Origin of the sequence: Cupriavidus sp. 2KB_3, assembly GCF_052115685.1 — a bacterium.
Lineage (GTDB): Bacteria > Pseudomonadota > Gammaproteobacteria > Burkholderiales > Burkholderiaceae > Cupriavidus > Cupriavidus campinensis.
In genome coordinates, this window is record NZ_JBFRHD010000009.1 from 45,198 (window position 1) to 60,577 (window position 15,380).

General features: G+C 65.2%; 13 protein-coding genes. 5 read left to right on the forward strand and 8 right to left on the reverse strand.

Annotation, left to right across the window (positions count from 1 at the left end; genetic code table 11):
* Positions 1 to 8: 8 nt before the first annotated feature.
* From AB4120_RS11655 to AB4120_RS11685, 7 genes are all read right to left on the reverse strand, one after another.
* Positions 9 to 1,076 carry a T6SS immunity protein Tli4 family protein gene (locus AB4120_RS11655; RefSeq protein WP_149138933.1) on the reverse strand — a complete coding sequence of 356 codons (1,068 nt, stop codon included), beginning with the start codon at positions 1,074 to 1,076 and terminating at the stop codon, positions 9 to 11.
* The gene (locus AB4120_RS11660; RefSeq protein WP_441642272.1) at positions 1,073 to 2,620 is read right to left on the reverse strand and encodes an esterase/lipase family protein; all 1,548 of its coding nucleotides are present in this window, start codon (positions 2,618 to 2,620) and stop codon (positions 1,073 to 1,075) included. Before AB4120_RS11660 ends, AB4120_RS11655 begins: the two co-directional genes overlap by 4 nt.
* A 40-nt stretch (positions 2,621 to 2,660) precedes the next feature.
* On the reverse strand, positions 2,661 to 3,728 hold the full coding sequence (locus tag AB4120_RS11665) for a T6SS immunity protein Tli4 family protein (protein ID WP_149138931.1): 1,068 nt from the start codon (positions 3,726 to 3,728) through the stop codon (positions 2,661 to 2,663).
* Positions 3,725 to 5,341: an esterase/lipase family protein gene (locus AB4120_RS11670; RefSeq protein WP_149138930.1), complete on the reverse strand. Its 1,617-nt coding sequence runs from the start codon at positions 5,339 to 5,341 to the stop codon at positions 3,725 to 3,727. Before AB4120_RS11670 ends, AB4120_RS11665 begins: the two co-directional genes overlap by 4 nt.
* Positions 5,323 to 7,815: a type VI secretion system Vgr family protein gene (locus tag AB4120_RS11675; RefSeq protein ID WP_149138929.1), complete on the reverse strand. Its 2,493-nt coding sequence runs from the start codon at positions 7,813 to 7,815 to the stop codon at positions 5,323 to 5,325. Before AB4120_RS11675 ends, AB4120_RS11670 begins: the two co-directional genes overlap by 19 nt.
* 181 nt (positions 7,816 to 7,996) lie before the next feature.
* On the reverse strand, positions 7,997 to 8,749 hold the full coding sequence (locus AB4120_RS11680; RefSeq protein ID WP_441642273.1) for a CDP-diacylglycerol diphosphatase: 753 nt from the start codon (positions 8,747 to 8,749) through the stop codon (positions 7,997 to 7,999).
* Positions 8,750 to 8,875: 126 nt separating this feature from the next.
* On the reverse strand, positions 8,876 to 9,532 hold the full coding sequence (locus AB4120_RS11685) for a GntR family transcriptional regulator (protein ID WP_149138927.1): 657 nt from the start codon (positions 9,530 to 9,532) through the stop codon (positions 8,876 to 8,878).
* Positions 9,533 to 9,612: 80 nt separating this feature from the next.
* Between AB4120_RS11685 and AB4120_RS11690 the strand changes: the two genes are divergently transcribed.
* From AB4120_RS11690 to AB4120_RS11705, 4 genes are all read left to right on the forward strand, one after another.
* The gene (locus tag AB4120_RS11690) at positions 9,613 to 10,374 is read left to right on the forward strand and encodes an enoyl-CoA hydratase/isomerase family protein (RefSeq protein ID WP_149138926.1); all 762 of its coding nucleotides are present in this window, start codon (positions 9,613 to 9,615) and stop codon (positions 10,372 to 10,374) included.
* Positions 10,375 to 10,404: 30 nt separating this feature from the next.
* On the forward strand, positions 10,405 to 11,400 hold the full coding sequence (locus tag AB4120_RS11695; protein ID WP_149138925.1) for a tripartite tricarboxylate transporter substrate binding protein: 996 nt from the start codon (positions 10,405 to 10,407) through the stop codon (positions 11,398 to 11,400).
* A 17-nt stretch (positions 11,401 to 11,417) separates the two neighbouring features.
* Entirely contained in the window at positions 11,418 to 12,608 is a 1,191-nt protein-coding gene (locus AB4120_RS11700) for a CaiB/BaiF CoA transferase family protein (protein ID WP_441642274.1), read from the forward strand.
* 154 nt (positions 12,609 to 12,762) lie between these two features.
* Entirely contained in the window at positions 12,763 to 13,185 is a 423-nt protein-coding gene (locus AB4120_RS11705; protein ID WP_149138923.1) for a hypothetical protein, read from the forward strand.
* 92 nt (positions 13,186 to 13,277) lie between these two features.
* Here AB4120_RS11705 and AB4120_RS11710 read toward each other — a convergent pair whose 3' ends face one another.
* Positions 13,278 to 14,342 (reverse strand): VWA domain-containing protein, encoded by a 1,065-nt coding sequence (locus AB4120_RS11710; RefSeq protein WP_149138922.1) that lies wholly within the window; start codon positions 14,340 to 14,342, stop codon positions 13,278 to 13,280.
* Positions 14,343 to 14,417: 75 nt separating this feature from the next.
* On the opposite strand from AB4120_RS11710, the gene AB4120_RS11715 reads away from it, so the two are divergent.
* Positions 14,418 to 15,368, forward strand: coding sequence for a S1C family serine protease (locus AB4120_RS11715; RefSeq protein ID WP_149138921.1), 951 nt, complete (start codon positions 14,418 to 14,420; stop codon positions 15,366 to 15,368).
* Positions 15,369 to 15,380: the final 12 nt, after the last annotated feature.

Below are 15,380 nucleotides of genomic sequence, written 5' to 3' on the forward strand. Positions count from 1 at the left end.
CTGCGCGCTCAGAAGGCGTTCGGCCGGGGCCGCAGGGTTCGGGAGATGGCGTCCCAGACCGCGAGGGCTTCGGCGTCGGTCAGCGAAGCGCGTTCGAGCGGACGAAAGTCCGGAAGCGGATTCGCTGTCTCCATATCGAGCCGTACAAAAGGCGCCAACACATCGTCCGCGAGGGCGTTCCCTTCCAGGGTAAAGAGATGCCCATGCACTTCCGTGGTGGGTCGTGGGCCTGCCAGCAGCCATTCCTCGGCGTCGACGCCGGTCAAAGCGATCTTCCCTTTACGGACCGTTCGCCCACCCTCGATCTGCGACAACGCGTCCTCAATCTGCCGATGCCTCTGCAACAGTGAGCCTACTGCAGTAAGACCTGAATCCGTCACAAGTGTGAAGTCGACATCCTCGTGGCTTGCAAGAGAGAAGATCGCAGTCACGCGCTCACCTTCTCGCGCCTTACCCTGAATCAGACCGTACGGCAGGCACAATCCCGGCTCCGTTGGAATCTCGTTCTCGGCGCGGCCGCGAAAGTTCGTAAGCAGTTCAAAGACATGGTTGGCTTTGCGCGGCACACTGTTCTTGATTTGCATACGCTGCACGATCGGGTTATCCGCCAGATCTGGGCTTGTGAAATCTGACGCGTCGAGCGTGACCTTTACGCGAACCCCATTCTCCCAACGATAGCCTTCCAGCTTTCGAATTGCGATGTGGCTGCGTTCCGATCCCCGGTGCATGAAGTAGCGTGAATGCTCATCCCATGCCGGCACATTGAGATAGAGAAATGGATGAGCGTCCATGCTCTTTACCGCCTTTAGTTCGGCTTCACGCGCAGAGATCTCCTTATTAAATGCATCGAGGGACATCATCTTCGTCTTGACCCGAGCGTCTTCAATGATGGCCGATCCTTCGATGGTCATGCCTGCTGGCAAATCGATAAGATGGCGTCCCACACAACGCGGAGTTAGATTGGTAGTCAGGGCATTCACCGTCTGTTGTTCCTGAAGCGTCAATGGAGGAGTCTTCCCACAAGCCGGTAGCGCAAGTGCATGGATCACGATAAGCAGCAACGTGAGGCGTTTCATTTGCAATAGGCCATGGAAGTGTCTTTCACAGCATCCGTGATCTTGACAATGGACCAGACCGTGAATAGCCGGAGCGGCCTGACCTTGTACGCGGCTTCATGCTCGATTCCACGATAAGCCAGGCATACCTTCGCTTTCTCGCGTGGTGCTGCGCCGGACCGGCGCGGGACGGTGCCGTCACCGCTCTCATCCGAACCGTTCAGGTCAAAGACAACATGCAAAGCGTTTCCGGCGCTGCGCGTGAGGACCGAAATGGTGCCGCGGCCTGTGTCGTGCATTACCGTTCCCTCGGTAAGGTCGTCAATGGCGCGCGGTCCAAAGCGCGGCCCAGCATACCGCCGTCCCCATGTGAGCTCTCCCCACGTCTTGTGGGCGGTATCGTCGCCATAGAACGCATACGTATTCGGGTGATATCGGTTAGCGATGGCACGATGAAATGGACGCACTAGCGTCTCAACGGTTTCCACGTACCGTTGCCAGTCCTCGTCCACTGCTTTCTTGCGCGTGTCGAGCGGATTGATAAGTTGTTCGTGGCATAGCGCCCACCACTTTCCCCGCACGGTGTAGATCTCGTTATAGGGATCGGATCGCGGAAGCGAGACCATGCGGTTGCCATCACGGATCTTCAGCCAATGGCTGCCGTACTCCGGCGTGGGCAGCAATTGCAGGGGTCCGGCCGCTTGTGCGAAAACCGCCGTGACTTCTTCGGCATTACGACCCAGGACGCTTCCCGCCGCACCCTCCGTACCGGCTTTCACCCGCTTGTAGGCTGCCGCAGCGCCGGTCGCCGGCATGACCCCATTCACCACACCGAGGATGACTTCCTTGCCGCCCATCGACTCAGTGAAATACCGCCCGACAAGTCCGCCCATCGAATGCGTGACGAGAATGGAACGGTCACACATGAACCCCTTGCTCCGATAGAAGCCCATGAACTCATTGACTCTGCCTGCCAGGCGCTTTGCCGAATCCTCGTTAGACTGCAGCCAGTTGTATCCCACGGCATGGACGGGATAGCGGTATTTGTAGGACAGGGCGGCTTCCTCGCGCGTGAGGGCCGTCACGCCGATCTCGCGGGCCTTCACTTCATCCAGCAATGTCGAACGTATGCCGGTCTGCCATTGATGCGTATCGTTGAGCGCCCCCTCAAGCCATACCAGGAACTCTCCGTAGCTCATGTATGCGACTTCGCCCCAGCCTCGCCGCCGCATTTCCGCCACCGATAGAGGCGTTTCTGTCGGAAGCTTGCCACCCCCGTACACAACTGTGTCCTGTGGATTCAATAACACCATCCGCTCGGCCGCACTTCGATTTGTCCAATGGATTACGGTACTCAAGCTATCCAGCAGCCAAATAGCTGTGCTCCGTTTATCCGACTTTGCCAAATTCGACCCCATCACCCCCGGCACGAACACCACCGGTATGACCCGCTGCGAGACCAGGTAGCAAATCGCCTCGGTGTCTCCCTTCGACATGACGGAGCGATACAGCACGGAGCCGTCTTCCTGAATCTCGGGCGGGATAGTGCGTTGCGTGACTTCCATGACATCCACTCACTGTTTGGCGTTGGCCATCGCCGGCTTCTCAGATCGCGCCCGGCCTTGGCCGCAGGGTCCGGGACACGGCGTCCCACAGGGTCAGCGCCTGTGCTTCGGTCAGCGAGGCCTTCTTCAAGGGCGCTTCCAGCCCTGTCGGCCCGCCGTTGCTGAGCTTGACGGCCACAAACGGAGTCTCCGGGCTGCCCGTGGTGGCGTTGCTCTCCAGGCGGAACGCCTGCCCCTGCACGTTCGTCACGATCATCGGCCCCGCGATGACCATCTCCTCGCCCCGGCCACCCGGCAGATCCACCGTGCCCCTGCGTAACGTCTTGCCGTCATCGAGCACGCGTTGCGCAGCGGCAATCGGTCCGCCCCGCCACAGCAAGGAGGTCTTCTCCTGAAGGCTGGAATGGGTGAAGACGTGGAAGTAGACGTCCGGATAGGCCGGCAGGTTGAAATCGACATCAACCTGCTCGTCATCCTTCGACTTGCCCAGGAGAATCCCGCCGGGAACGCAGAGACCGGGCTCTGTGGGTATCGCGCCATCCGGCCGGCCGCGGAAGCTGGTGAGCATTTCGAACACCTGCGTGGCGGCGCGGGGCACGTCGTTTTTGACCGCCATCTGCCGTACGAGCGGATCCCTGGTCTGATCTGGCTTTGTGTAGTCCGACGAGCGAAGTCGGATACTGATCAGGACACCGTTCTCCCAGCGATACCCTTCCAGTATCCGATTACCTGGATCGTCGCCGATCGAGCCGCGATGCAGGAAGTAGCGTGAATGCTCATCCCAAGCCGGCGCGTTCACGTACAGGAACGGATGGGCGTCGATACTCCGCGTCTTGGTGAGTTCGGTCTCCCGCGCCGCCATCGCTTTGCGGAACTCGTCCAGCGACATGGCCATCGTCTCGACGATGGCACCTTCAATCTTCACCATGCCGCTCAATTCAACTTGCGCCGGCATATCGATGAGATAGCGCCCCACGCATTGCGGGACGAGCCGGGTAGTCAGTGCCTGGATGGCTTGTTGTTCTTGCTCGGTCATTTTCGGAGAGAAATCGCAGCCTGCAAGCGTCAGGCAAAGGCCGGCGGTAAAGCATCTACGGCTGAACTTCATTTGCTGTACGCCATGGAGGTGAGCTTGACGGCGTCGGTGATCTTCACGATCGACCAAAGCGTAAAGAGTTGGATGGGTAGCGCCTTGAAGGCGCCTTCGTGGTCGATGCCACGATAGGCAAGGCAGACCTTTGTCTTTCCTTTTGGCGCGGCACCCGAGCGGAGCGGGACCGTACCGTCACCGCTTTCTGCTGCGGGTTGGATCTGGAAGACCGTACGAACGGTGTTTTCACCGCGTCGGGTGTGGACGGCGATCTCCCCGGTGCCCTTGTTCGCCACTACCTTGCCCTCCAGCGGGTCATCGACCGGCAAGCCTCTTGCGGGCCCGAGGCCTGCCTGATGGCGTCGCTGCCATGTCACCTCGCCCCAGCTCTTGTGATTGGCATCGTCGCCGAAGAAGGCGTACGAGTTCGGATGGTATCGACCGGAGATTGCCTGATGAAACGGCCTGACGTCGTCCTTGACCATCGACTCATATGTCTTCCAGTCGCGCTCGAGGGTCTCCTTCTTCTTGTCCGCCGGATTGATCAACTTGTCATCGCAGAGGCACCACCACTTTCCACGCTTGATATAGATCTCGTCATACGGATCCGTGTTCGGCAAGCCGATCACCTTGTCCCCGTCCCGGAACTTCAGCCACCGCATGCCGTACTCCGGCGTCGGCAGCAGTTGCAGCGGCCCCGGGGACTGCGCGAAGACCGCCGTCATTTCCTCCGCGTCACAGCCCAGCGCCCAGCCAGCCGGCTTCTCCGTTCCCGCCTTGACCCGCTTGTAGGCGGCCGGCGCGCCGGTGGCGGGCATGACGCCATGCACAACGCCCAGCACCCGGTCGCGCCCGCCCAGCACTTCGGTGTAGCAGCGTGACACCAGCCCGCCCATGGAATGCGTGACGAGAATCACCCGGTCGCACATGTATCCCTGCTTCCGGTAATAGGCCATGAAGGCTTCGACGCGCGCTTTCAGGTGTTCCGCCGATGCGCGGTTCGATTGCAGCCAGTTGTAGCCGACGGCATGCACCGGGTACCGGTACTTGTAGGACAGCGCCACCTCCGCGCGGGTCAGCGGCTCCACGCCCACGCGTTGCACGGTGCTCGGCTCCATCAACTGCGAACGCACGCCTGTCAGGAAATCGTGGGTATCATTGAGGGCGTTCTCCAGCCAGGCCAGGAACCCGCCGTAGCTGATGTGGGCGACCTCTCCCCTGCCACGGCGCCGCATCTCGTCTGCCGTCAGCGACGTCCCGGCAGGCAGCTTTCCGCCGCCATAGACGGAAGTCGTTCCCGGGTCCAGCATGATCTTCCGGAACTCGGCGCCAACGGGAATCCAGGTCGCCGCATCGGCCATGCTGTCGAGCAGCCACACTGGCTCCTTCGTCAATTCAATGCTGCCGTTGAACCGCCTGCGGGGCCGGAGGCCAAGCAGATTCGACCCCATCACGCCCGGCACGAATACCACCGGGATCATCCGGCGTGACACCAGATAACAGACCGCGACGCTGTCGTCCGGCGGCGTCATGACAGAGCGATAGCGGACCGAGCCGTCCGGCTGGATTTCGGGCGGGATAATGCGTTCTCTCGCTGACAAGGTTGTCGTCCTCAGGATTTCAATGGGCAAAGCAGTTCCACGCTCTCGGCGAACAGGCTCTTCTGCAGCGATGTCCTGCCTTCCGCATCCACCTTGCCGCGAATGCGGCTGCCGTCGTCGCGGACCACGGCATACGACTCATGGCTGGCGGGTTCGTCGTCGAACGGCCACCGGACCGTGAACGCTTCGTCGAACTCCGTGTGCTTCCACGTATTCATCGCCTGCGAGAGCGACTGTTTTCTATCGAGCGTGTAGGAGGCCGACCGGATAATCCGGTCGCCACGCGTGCCGTCCTCGATGCCCGTGAGCGACAGGCGCAGGTAGGAGCCGCCGCACTTCAGCAGCAGTTCCTTTTCGGCCTCGATGACCACCCTGCCATTGGCGCTGCTGATGGTGACGTTCTGGTCGGCCAGCAGGCGCATGTCGTCGCTCTGCGCCTGGATGTCGATGGGTCCCCTTGCGGCGAACAGCTTGATGCCGAGCTTCTGCGCGAAGACCGACACCAGTTCGCCGGCGGCGACGGTGAAGCGCTTCAGCGCGCTGAAGTCCGCGTGGCCGCCCGATGTGCCGATCAGGTTCTGGCTCGCGCTCAGTTGCAGGTCGCCGCCCGACGCCAGCGCCATGCCAGCCGGGGCGCTGGCCAGCAGCCCGGCTTGCTTGAGGGTGTCGAGGGTGTTGTCGAGCAGCGCCTTCTGGCGGCCGTAGTCCGCCGCCACCGCCTGCGCGGCCTGCGCGGCGGAGGCCAGCGCCTCAGTCTGCTGGAGCGCCTGCTGGAGCAAACCCCGGGCCGCGTCCATGCCGAGTTGCGGGCCTCTCGCGGCGGGCTGGTCATCGGCCGACAGGAACAGGCCCTTGCCGCCCCGGATGGCGCCCCAGCCGGATGTGCGCAACTCGAAGCCCTCGCCGCGCTTCTGCCGCTTGTCGTCGACCAGATAGCCAAGGTTCAGCTGCGACTTGCGCGCAAAGTCGGTGGAGAGCTTGACGCCCTCCTGCCCCTCCCAGTCCTCGAAGCGCAGCTTGTTGTTGCTCTGGGTGCGGATCACGTTGCGCGACAGCCAGCGGTCCCGGTTGGTGATCAGGTCTTCGTGCTGGCTGTTGTGCTGCACGTGGGCGATGTACGGCTTGTTCGGATTGCCGTCGCGGAAGGCCACGTCCACGTAAGTGCCATCGACGAGCGGGAAGTGGAAGCCGGTCTGCCTCGCCCCCGCGAACGGCTTGGCCAGCGCCAGCGGCACGCTTTCGCCGCCGTTCGGCCAGGTGTCGAAATCGAGGTCGAAGCGGACCGTGTAGTGCCCCTGCTGCGTCAGGTAGGCGTACTTGTACTGGCCCGGCGAGGTCACGCGGGCAGACAGCGTGCCCTGGATCCTCGGCCATCGGTCTTCGGCCAGCGGCAGCCGGAAGCGCCGGTCCGAAGGGATGGCCTTGAAGGTGTTGCGATAGGCGGCATCGCGCGCGCCGGTGTGGATGACCTCGGTGATGACCTGCCCGTTCGGTGCCTCGGCCAGCGCCAGGTCCATGCGCAGGATGCGCGCCGGGCGCAGGTCCAGCACGTTGCTCTCGCCCGAGAACACCAGTTGGCCGGCCATTGCCGCTTCATGGCGCAGCTGCGCCTCCCACTTGCCGCCCGCGAAGTCCAGGTGATGGGTGCCGAAGACATAGGACTCCCCGTAGGTTGTGGCCTCCTTGCGCGCGACATTCGCCTCACCCGTGAAGCGCTCCCACGCACTGCCCGGGTGGTAGTCCGCCACGCGAAATGACGCCGCCACGGTCTGCGCATGGGATTGCAGCGCGAGCACCGCCTCCACGCCCGCCTCCAGCCCGGCGGTCTCCCGGTACGGCACGCGCAGTTCCGGCTGGTAGAGGTAATGGTCGATGTCGTCCCCGAACACCAGCATCTCGCCGAACTTGCCGGGGACGAAGTAGCTGTACAGCCCCTCCTGCTCCATCAGCAGGCGGATGTAGGCCCAGTCGGACATCTGGTACTGGAAGCGGAACGCATGCTGCGGATACTTGCGGCGCAGCCGGAAGGTGAACTGATGCCCCTGCAGGCCGTGCCGGCGCAGGATGGCCTCGATGATCTGCGGCGCAGTCTGGTGCTGGTAGATGCGGCTGGCCTGCGTGAGCTTCAGCCGCGCGGCGAGCGGTTCCACCACGGCCTCGTAGGTGAACAGGTCGCGGGAGCGCTGGAGCCGGCTGAGCCGGGTGATGCAGCCGGCAAACTTGCGGGGTTCGGCACCATCGGCACCATCGGCGCCATCGACGGGATTGCCGTGGTCGATCCGGAAGGTGGCGGGCTTGCCGAGATAGTCAGCGCGCGCGAGTTCCAGCGGGTGCGTGAACTGCACCGTGACGACGTAGGTGTCGCCCAACCATTCCTTGGCGGTGAAGGACACCACCGACAGCGCGGCGGCATGTTCGGCGCCGGGCACGTCGAGGAAGTAAGACTGCCTCCCCGCCGCCAGGGCATCGCCATCGTCCGCCCGGTATTCCTTCCGCTGCGCCATTGCTTTCACTTCCTTCCCCATCGACTTGGATTTGCGGCAGAACCGTACTCCGTTTCGATGGCGCCGGAAGCGCGCAAAGCGCGCTGTTTGCGCTACGTCATGTGTGGCTAATTCGTTGATTTTCCTAGGGTTTCTCGGAATCGCCTGAGGTCCGGCCAGCCCCTTCCCAGGCGCCCCCGATCTATCGACCGAGCTTGCAGCGGCGGTCCAGGAAGTCGCTGGCGTGGCCGTTGTTGCCCGGCGCAAGATCGACCGGCTCGTCCACTACGACAAAGCTGCCGCCGGTGTAGGCGAGAAAGATGCCCCGGTCCTGCGGCGCGATGGCGGTGCCCGGTGCCGTACCCATGTCTCCACGCACTTCATCGAACGGATTGAAGGCCAGCACCGGCTGGTCCACCGGCACGCGCTTCGCCAGCACGCGCTTTCCCGCGAACGTGAACGCCCGCCATGCCGGCGTAATGCCGCTCTGGCTCAGAAACTTCTGAGCGGCGCCGCTGATGCAGTCCAGATGGATATGGAGCTGGTCCTGGCTACGGGAGGCCCTGGAATTCACGGCCAGGCCGATCAGCGTATCGGGCACCGGCCTGCCGACCGCCCTCGCTACGATCTGGCGTTCTTCCCACCCGAAGGCCCAGCCGTCAGGGCGCGTGCCGGTCCAGACGCGCGGGTCTTCCACGCCGGTAACGGGGTGATCGGGAATCACGAGGTAGTGCGAGGCGCCGACGGCGTCCTTGTAGAGCACGAGGCCCCGGTCGCGGTCGACCACGGCGCAATCGGCATGGCGCGGCGCGCCGGCCGTGAGGCAACGCGCCTGCACGTTGCGCCAGAGACCATTGCGGGTGAAGCCGCCACCGGCATTCGGCGGCCACGCGATCTCCGCGCTGGCGACGACCGAAACGCAGGCCGCGACGATCGCGACGAACAAGCCTCGCATCGGAAAACTCCTGGGTATGGGTGAGATGTCTTGCGGCGCAGGCATGCGCCGGACCCGGGAGAGTTACCAGAACTTGTGTGGCATTTCTACCATAGGGCGGACTGGCTATCTGGATTGCACGGCGCCCTACTCCACCGCCGCGCTGGCCAGCAGCACCAGATCGGCGATGGCCTTGCCGCCCGCCGAGATATGGGTCCGCATGGCCTCGGCGGCGAGGTCGGCATTGCCCGCCAGCACCGCCTCCACCACATGCCCATGCTCGCGGTGGGAGCTGGGTACGCGGGCGTCGTTGATGAGACCCTTCTTCTGCCAGTAGATCGCCAGCCGGCGCCGCAGCTGCACGATCTGCTCCGACAGGAACGGATTGGCCGCGGCCTGGTACAGCACGTCGTGGAATTTGCGGTTGGCCTCGATGTAGCCCGCGGTGTCCCCGCGCTCCACGTGCTCGGCCGCCGCCTCATGCGCATTGGCCAGCACTTTCTTGCCGGCGGCGGTAATGCGCTGGGTCGCCAGCCGCGCCACCACGCCTTCCATCTCGGCCAGGGTTTCGAACATCGCCACCAGTTCGGCGGCGGTCGGCCGGTGCACGAACATGCCGGCGCGCGGCACGATGGTCACCAGCCCCTGCGCGGCCAGCATCAGCAGCGCTTCACGCACCGGCGTGCGCGAGCTGTCGAACGCATCGGCCAACGCCTTCTCGTCGATCTGTGCCCCCGGGGGCAGCGCGCCGGTCTGAATGGCCGACACCACGTTTTCTCGGATGCGATCCTGGAGTGATTGCACGGGTATACCCTCTTTTGTCCCAGACAAAAAATATCTGTAGGCTTCGTGAATATATCAAGAAGACCGGGAGATATTTCGGAATGGATGATAACTCGCCTCTGCTCACTGTGGACGGCGCCGTCGCCACGATTGCGCTGCGCCGCCCCGAGGTAGCCAACCGGCTCAACCCGGGTGATCTTCGCGCCATACGGAATCATATCGAGGCGGTCAACGAGATGGAGCGCGTGCTGGTGCTCCGCTTCGTCAGCGCCGGCAAGTATTTCTGCAGCGGCTACGACATCGGCTCGCTGGCCGGCAAGTCTGACGAAGGCGCGCTGAATTTCGGCGAGGTCATGGACATCATCGAGGCCGCCCGCCCGGTCACCATCGCCGCCATCAACGGCGGCGTCTACGGCGGCGCCACCGATCTCTGCCTCGCGTGCGACTTCCGCATGGGCGTGCCCGGCTGCGACATGTTCATGCCGGCCGCCCGCCTGGGCCTGCACTTCTATCGCGGCGGCATGGCGCGCTACGTGTCGCGGCTGGGCCTGAACGCCGCCAAGCGCCTGTTCCTGACCACTGACCGCATCGACGCCGCCACCATGCTGGACATCGGCTTCCTGACCGAGATGGTCGAGCCGGCGGCGCTCCACGCGCGGGTGGACCAACTGTCTGCCCAGCTGGCCGGCATGGCGCCCATCGCCCTGCTCGGCATGAAGCAGCACCTCAACGCGCTGGCGCGCGGCACGCTCGATGCCGAAGCGCTGGCGCGGGACATTCATCGCTCGGAGACCTCGGCAGATCTCCGGGAAGGCGCGGCGGCGTGGAAGGAAAAGCGCCAGCCGGTATTCAGCGGCAAGTAGCGATACAGCTACCCGGAGGAGACACCCACCATGACAAAGACCCCCGTATCCACGCAGTCCCTGGCCGCCCTGGCCACGCTGGCCCTCGTTGCTACCGCCCTGCCTGCGCAGGCTTCACCGCAGACGGCGTACCCGACCAAACCCATCCGCCTTGTCATCGGCTTCCCCGCCGGCGGCGGCGCGGACAACACGGCGCGGCTCTATGGCGATGCGCTGAGCCGCGAACTGGGCCAGCCCGTCATCGTCGATAACCGGCCCGGCGCGGGCACCACCATCGCCGCCGAGTTCGTCGCCAAGGCGCCGGCGGACGGCTACACGCTCTACATCGCCACCGCCAGCCTGATGGGCGGCGACAAGGTCCTCTACAAGTCCATCAGGTACGAGCCGGCCGACTTCATCCCCATCACGCGGCTGGTGGCGGCGCCGATGATCCTCGCCGTCAACAAGGACACCGGCATCCGCAACGTGGCCGACCTCGTGGCGCAGGCCAAGGCGCACCCGGGCTCGCTGAACTATTCGTCCTCCGGCAACGGCGTCATCACCCATCTGGCCGGCGTCTACTTCACCAAGCTGGCCGGCGTGAAGATGACCCACGTGCCGTACAAGGGCGGCGCGCCGTCCGCACAGGCCGTGGCCGCCGGCGATGTGCAGCTCACCTTCGGCACGGCGCCGTCCGTCAAGCCGATGATCGACACCGGCAAGATCGTGCCGATTGCCGTGACGTCCGCCCAGCGCTCGCCGGCCAACCCCCAGTTGCCGACCATCGCCGAGGGCGGCGTGAAGGGCTACGACCTCTCCGCGTGGTACGGCCTGTTCGCGCCCGCCAAGACGCCGCCCGAGATCATCGACAAGCTTTACGCGGCCACCGCCAAGGTCATGGCCAACCCCGAACTGAAGAAGAAATTCCTGATACAGGGCGATGAAGTGGCCGTCTCCGCCTCGGTGGCTGAATTCCAGGAATACGCGGCGCGCGAAGGCCGGATCGGCGTGGACCTGGCGGTCTCCAGCGGCGCGAAGATCGATTGAATGACATGGAGCATGCAATGACCAATCCGGCCATCCCCCCCAGCACGCCCCCGGCGGGCCAGGGCCAGCTGCCGCTGGCGGGCCTCACCGTGGTGGATCTCACGCGGGTGCTGTCCGGCCCCTATTGCACGATGATGCTGGCCGACCTCGGCGCACGCGTCATCAAGATCGAGCACCCCGACGGCGGCGACGACTCGCGCCAGGTGGGCCCGTTCGTGGATGGCGAGTCGGCCTACTTCGCCTCCATCAACCGGAACAAGGAATCGATCGCGCTGGACCTCAAGCAGGCGGACGACCGCAAGGTGCTCGAAAAGATGCTGGAGACCGCCGACGTACTGATCGAGAACTTCCGCGCGGGCGTGATGGAGAAACTCGGCTACACCTGGGCGGCGCTGCACGCGCGCTACCCGCGCCTGGTCTTCGCGTCGATTTCCGGCTTCGGGCAGACCGGCCCCTACCGGAACCGCCCGGCCTACGACATGGTGGTGCAGGCCATGGGCGGCCTGATGAGCGTGACCGGCGAGGCCGGCGGCAACCCGGCGCGCGTGGGGGTATCGATTGGCGATATCGGCGCGGGGCTGTACGCCACCATCGGCATCCAGTCCGCGCTGCTCAAGCGGGCGGCCACGGGGCTGGGCGAACGGGTGGACATCTCGATGCTCGACTGCCAGGTGGCGCTGCTGGAAAACCCCATCGCGCGCTACTCGGCCACGGGCGGCGTGCCGAAGCCGCTGGGCACGCGGCATCCGTCGATCACCCCGTTCGACATGTTCGCCACCCGGGACGGCTTCATCGTCATCGCCGTGGGCAACGATGCGCTGTTCACGACACTCTGCACCGCGCTGGGGCGCGAGGAATGGGCGCGCGACGCGCGCTTCGCCACGGTGCCGGCCCGCAACGACCACCACGCCGCGCTGAAAGAGGCGCTCGAGGCCCGCTTGGCCGATGCCACCACGGCGGAGTGGGAAGCCACGCTGGAAGCCGCCGGGGTGCCGCATGGTCCACTCAACGGCGTGCCAGAACTGGTCGAGAACGCGCACGTGGCGGCGCGCGGCATGCTGCTGGACATCGGCATTGGCAACGGCAAGGCGCTGCGCGTGGCCGGCAACCCGGTCAAGATCGGCACGGCAGACGCCCTGTCAGGCGTGCGGAACCCGCCGGCGCTGGATCAGGACCGGGCCCGGCTGCTGGCCGAGTTCCGGGTGTAGGCCCCCGCTAAACAGGGTACGCGCGCGTAACTAACCGGCCTTGGCGTGGCGTGCAAGGCTCGTAAATGTCAGTTGCACAATCAAACAGAATGTCAGGTGCCTCGACGCTACAGTGGTCACTCCCAAGCCTGTAGGCGTTTTAGGAGGTACACGAATGAAGCAACATCTGGCGAAATCCCTGTTGATGGCTGGTGCAATGATCGCGTCTTACCCGCTGCTGGCGCAGCAGACGCTGCCGGCCCAGCCAGTGCCACCGGCGCCGCCGGTGCAACAGGGTCAGCCGCCGATGCAGTCGGCCGCGCCGTCCACGCTGGGTGCACAACAAGGCGTGCAACAGGGCGTGCAACCAGGCGCGCCGACGGCTGCACCCGACACCTACGCGCAAGGCTCCGGCCAGTCAGTCCAATACGGCGTGCCGCCCTCGGCGGGCGCGCCCATGGCGGCACCGACTTCAGCACCGGTCGCCCCGGCCGTCAGTCCGGCGATGGACCCGAGCGCGGCGGCGAACACCACCCTGCCGCCCGACGCACTGGGCACGCGGCTCGGCCAGCGCAGCTCCTTCCTGGACGGCGCCTGATCCGGCCCCGAGGCACCGAGGCACCGAGGCACCGAGGCGCCGGGGCGCCGGGGCACCTTGCGGGTGCCTCGGCATGCCGGCGCTGCCGGTACTCACCGCCGGAACCACAGCATCGACAAGGCGCACGCCGCCACCAGCAGCAGCACCGACGCCGCCGCCAGCAGCGCGCTCACCTCGGTTTCCTTGTGCTCCAGCGCAAAGCGGGCACTGAGCTGGCGATAGACCTGGCTCAGGTCGGCCGCCGACCCCGCCTGGAAGTACTCCCCGCCCGTCATCGTCGCCACCGCGCGCAGTGCCGGTTCATCGAGCTGCATGAAATAAGACAGGTTCGATTCCCCTGCCGCGCCGCCCTGCGCGGACCCAAATCCCACCGTATAGACACGCACGCCCCGCTGGGCCGCCATGCGCGCGGCTTCCGCCGGGTCCGGGCCAGTGGTGCGTCGTCCATCACTCAGCAGGATCACCGCGCCGTGCCGGTACGAGCCCGGCTGCACCGCCTCCCGTTCCTGGTCGCGCTTGCGCGCGGCATCGGCCGACGCGGCCTCATCCAGTGAGCGGGGACCGCGCCCGGGGCGGGCCGACACGCCATTGAACAGGATGTCTTCCAGGTCGATGCCATCGTCGGGAAACAGCACCGCCAGCGCCTGGATCAGCCCGCTGCCGGTTGCCGTGCCGCGCTGGAGCTGGAAGCGCTCGAGCGCTTCCAGCATATCCGGCCGGTTGTTGGTGGGCGGCAGCACCACCGTGGCGGTGGTGGCGAAAGACACGATGCCCAGGCGCACGTTGGCCGGCAGCCCGATGATGAGGTCCCGCGCCGCCTGCTGCGCGGCGCTGATGCGCGTGGGCGCCACGTCAGTGGCCTCCATGCTGCGGGAGATATCCATGGCCAGGACCAGCGTGACGGTGTCCGATGGCAGGGTAATAGTGGCGCTGGGGCGCGCGCATGCCAGCAGCGCCAGGGCCAGCGCCACGAAGTACAGCAGGGGTGGAATATGGCGCCGCAGCCGTTGGCGCGGGCCCAGCGCGGCGCGGGGCAGCGCCAGGCTGGCATAAAGCAGCGCGGTCTTCTTCCGCCGTGCCAGCAGATAGAGATAGGCGGCGGCCAGCAGCGGAAGCGCCAGCAGCAGCCAGAGCATTTGCGGCCAGAGAAACTGCATGCCCTGCTCCTTGGCGCGTGAGTGAGATCGATGGTACTGTATTTTCCACGGCGGGACGGGACCTCGGGAGCAGCAATGAAACGGGTGACGATCTACGGATGGCTCTCGGCGGCAGTCGCGCTCGTGTTCATCGCTGGCGTTGGCGTCGCGTGGCTGGTACAGCCGGCCTCGCCGCGCGTCCCCACACAGGCTGACATCGATTCGGCCGTGCTCCATACGCTGCAAACCAAAAGCCTGCCGTCGCGCACGGCGCGCGCTGCAGAGGCAGTGCGTGAGTCCGTGGTGGAAGTCCGCAGCTACGCGCCGGGGGAAGACAAGTTGCGGCCAGCGCCGGCGGCGCCTGACAGCAAGCCGGCGCCATCCGCCAAGGCACCCACCAGGCCGTCGCCGAAATCTTCGCCAAAGTCCTCCGCGCCTTCGCCCACTCCCGCCCCCGCCCCGCCGCGTGACGAAATCGCCACGGAAGGCATGCCCGACCACAAGACCGAGGAACGCCAGATCGGCACCGGCGTGGTCGTGACCGAAAGTGGCATCGTCATCACCAATCACCACGTCATTGCCGACGCCAGCCGCGTGGAGATCCGCTTCCATGACGGGCACATCGCCGAGGCTTCCATCCTCCAGGCGATCCCGGAAAAGGACATCGCCATCCTTCAGGCCAAATCCATCCCCGACGACCTGCCAGCGGCCACGCTCGGCTCCAGCCGGGAGCTGGCGCCCGGCGCCGAAGTCGTGGCGGTGGGCTTTCCGTTCGGCATCGGGCCGTCCGTCTCCGCCGGCGTGGTGTCCGGGCTGGACCGCCAGTTCATCTCGCCGGACAACAAGCAGAGGCTGGACAAGCTGATCCAGTTCGACGCCGCCGCCAACCCCGGCAACTCGGGCGGGCCGCTGGTCAATATGAATGGCGAGGTGGTAGGCATCGTCACGGCCATCCTCAACCCCAACAAGGACGGCACTTTCCTCGGCATTGGCTTTGCCATCACCATCGAAAGTGCCGGCGCATCCATTGGATCTTCCCCCTTCTAGACGCGGAGGCCT

What these genes read in the sequence shown, in the direction of transcription:
- AB4120_RS11680 (WP_441642273.1), bottom strand. Translation starts at nt 8,749, where the DNA reads ATGCGAGGCTTGTTCGTCGCGATCGTCGCGGCCTGCGTTTCGGTCGTC.
- AB4120_RS11665 (WP_149138931.1), bottom strand. Translation starts at nt 3,728, where the DNA reads ATGAAGTTCAGCCGTAGATGCTTTACCGCCGGCCTTTGCCTGACGCTT.
- AB4120_RS11695 (WP_149138925.1), top strand. Translation starts at nt 10,405, where the DNA reads ATGACAAAGACCCCCGTATCCACGCAGTCCCTGGCCGCCCTGGCCACG.
- AB4120_RS11675 (WP_149138929.1), bottom strand. Translation starts at nt 7,815, where the DNA reads ATGGCGCAGCGGAAGGAATACCGGGCGGACGATGGCGATGCCCTGGCG.
- AB4120_RS11655 (WP_149138933.1), bottom strand. Translation starts at nt 1,076, where the DNA reads ATGAAACGCCTCACGTTGCTGCTTATCGTGATCCATGCACTTGCGCTA.
- AB4120_RS11705 (WP_149138923.1), top strand. Translation starts at nt 12,763, where the DNA reads ATGAAGCAACATCTGGCGAAATCCCTGTTGATGGCTGGTGCAATGATC.
- AB4120_RS11700 (WP_441642274.1), top strand. Translation starts at nt 11,418, where the DNA reads ATGACCAATCCGGCCATCCCCCCCAGCACGCCCCCGGCGGGCCAGGGC.
- AB4120_RS11690 (WP_149138926.1), top strand. Translation starts at nt 9,613, where the DNA reads ATGGATGATAACTCGCCTCTGCTCACTGTGGACGGCGCCGTCGCCACG.
- AB4120_RS11715 (WP_149138921.1), top strand. Translation starts at nt 14,418, where the DNA reads ATGAAACGGGTGACGATCTACGGATGGCTCTCGGCGGCAGTCGCGCTC.
- AB4120_RS11710 (WP_149138922.1), bottom strand. Translation starts at nt 14,342, where the DNA reads ATGCAGTTTCTCTGGCCGCAAATGCTCTGGCTGCTGCTGGCGCTTCCG.
- AB4120_RS11660 (WP_441642272.1), bottom strand. Translation starts at nt 2,620, where the DNA reads ATGGAAGTCACGCAACGCACTATCCCGCCCGAGATTCAGGAAGACGGC.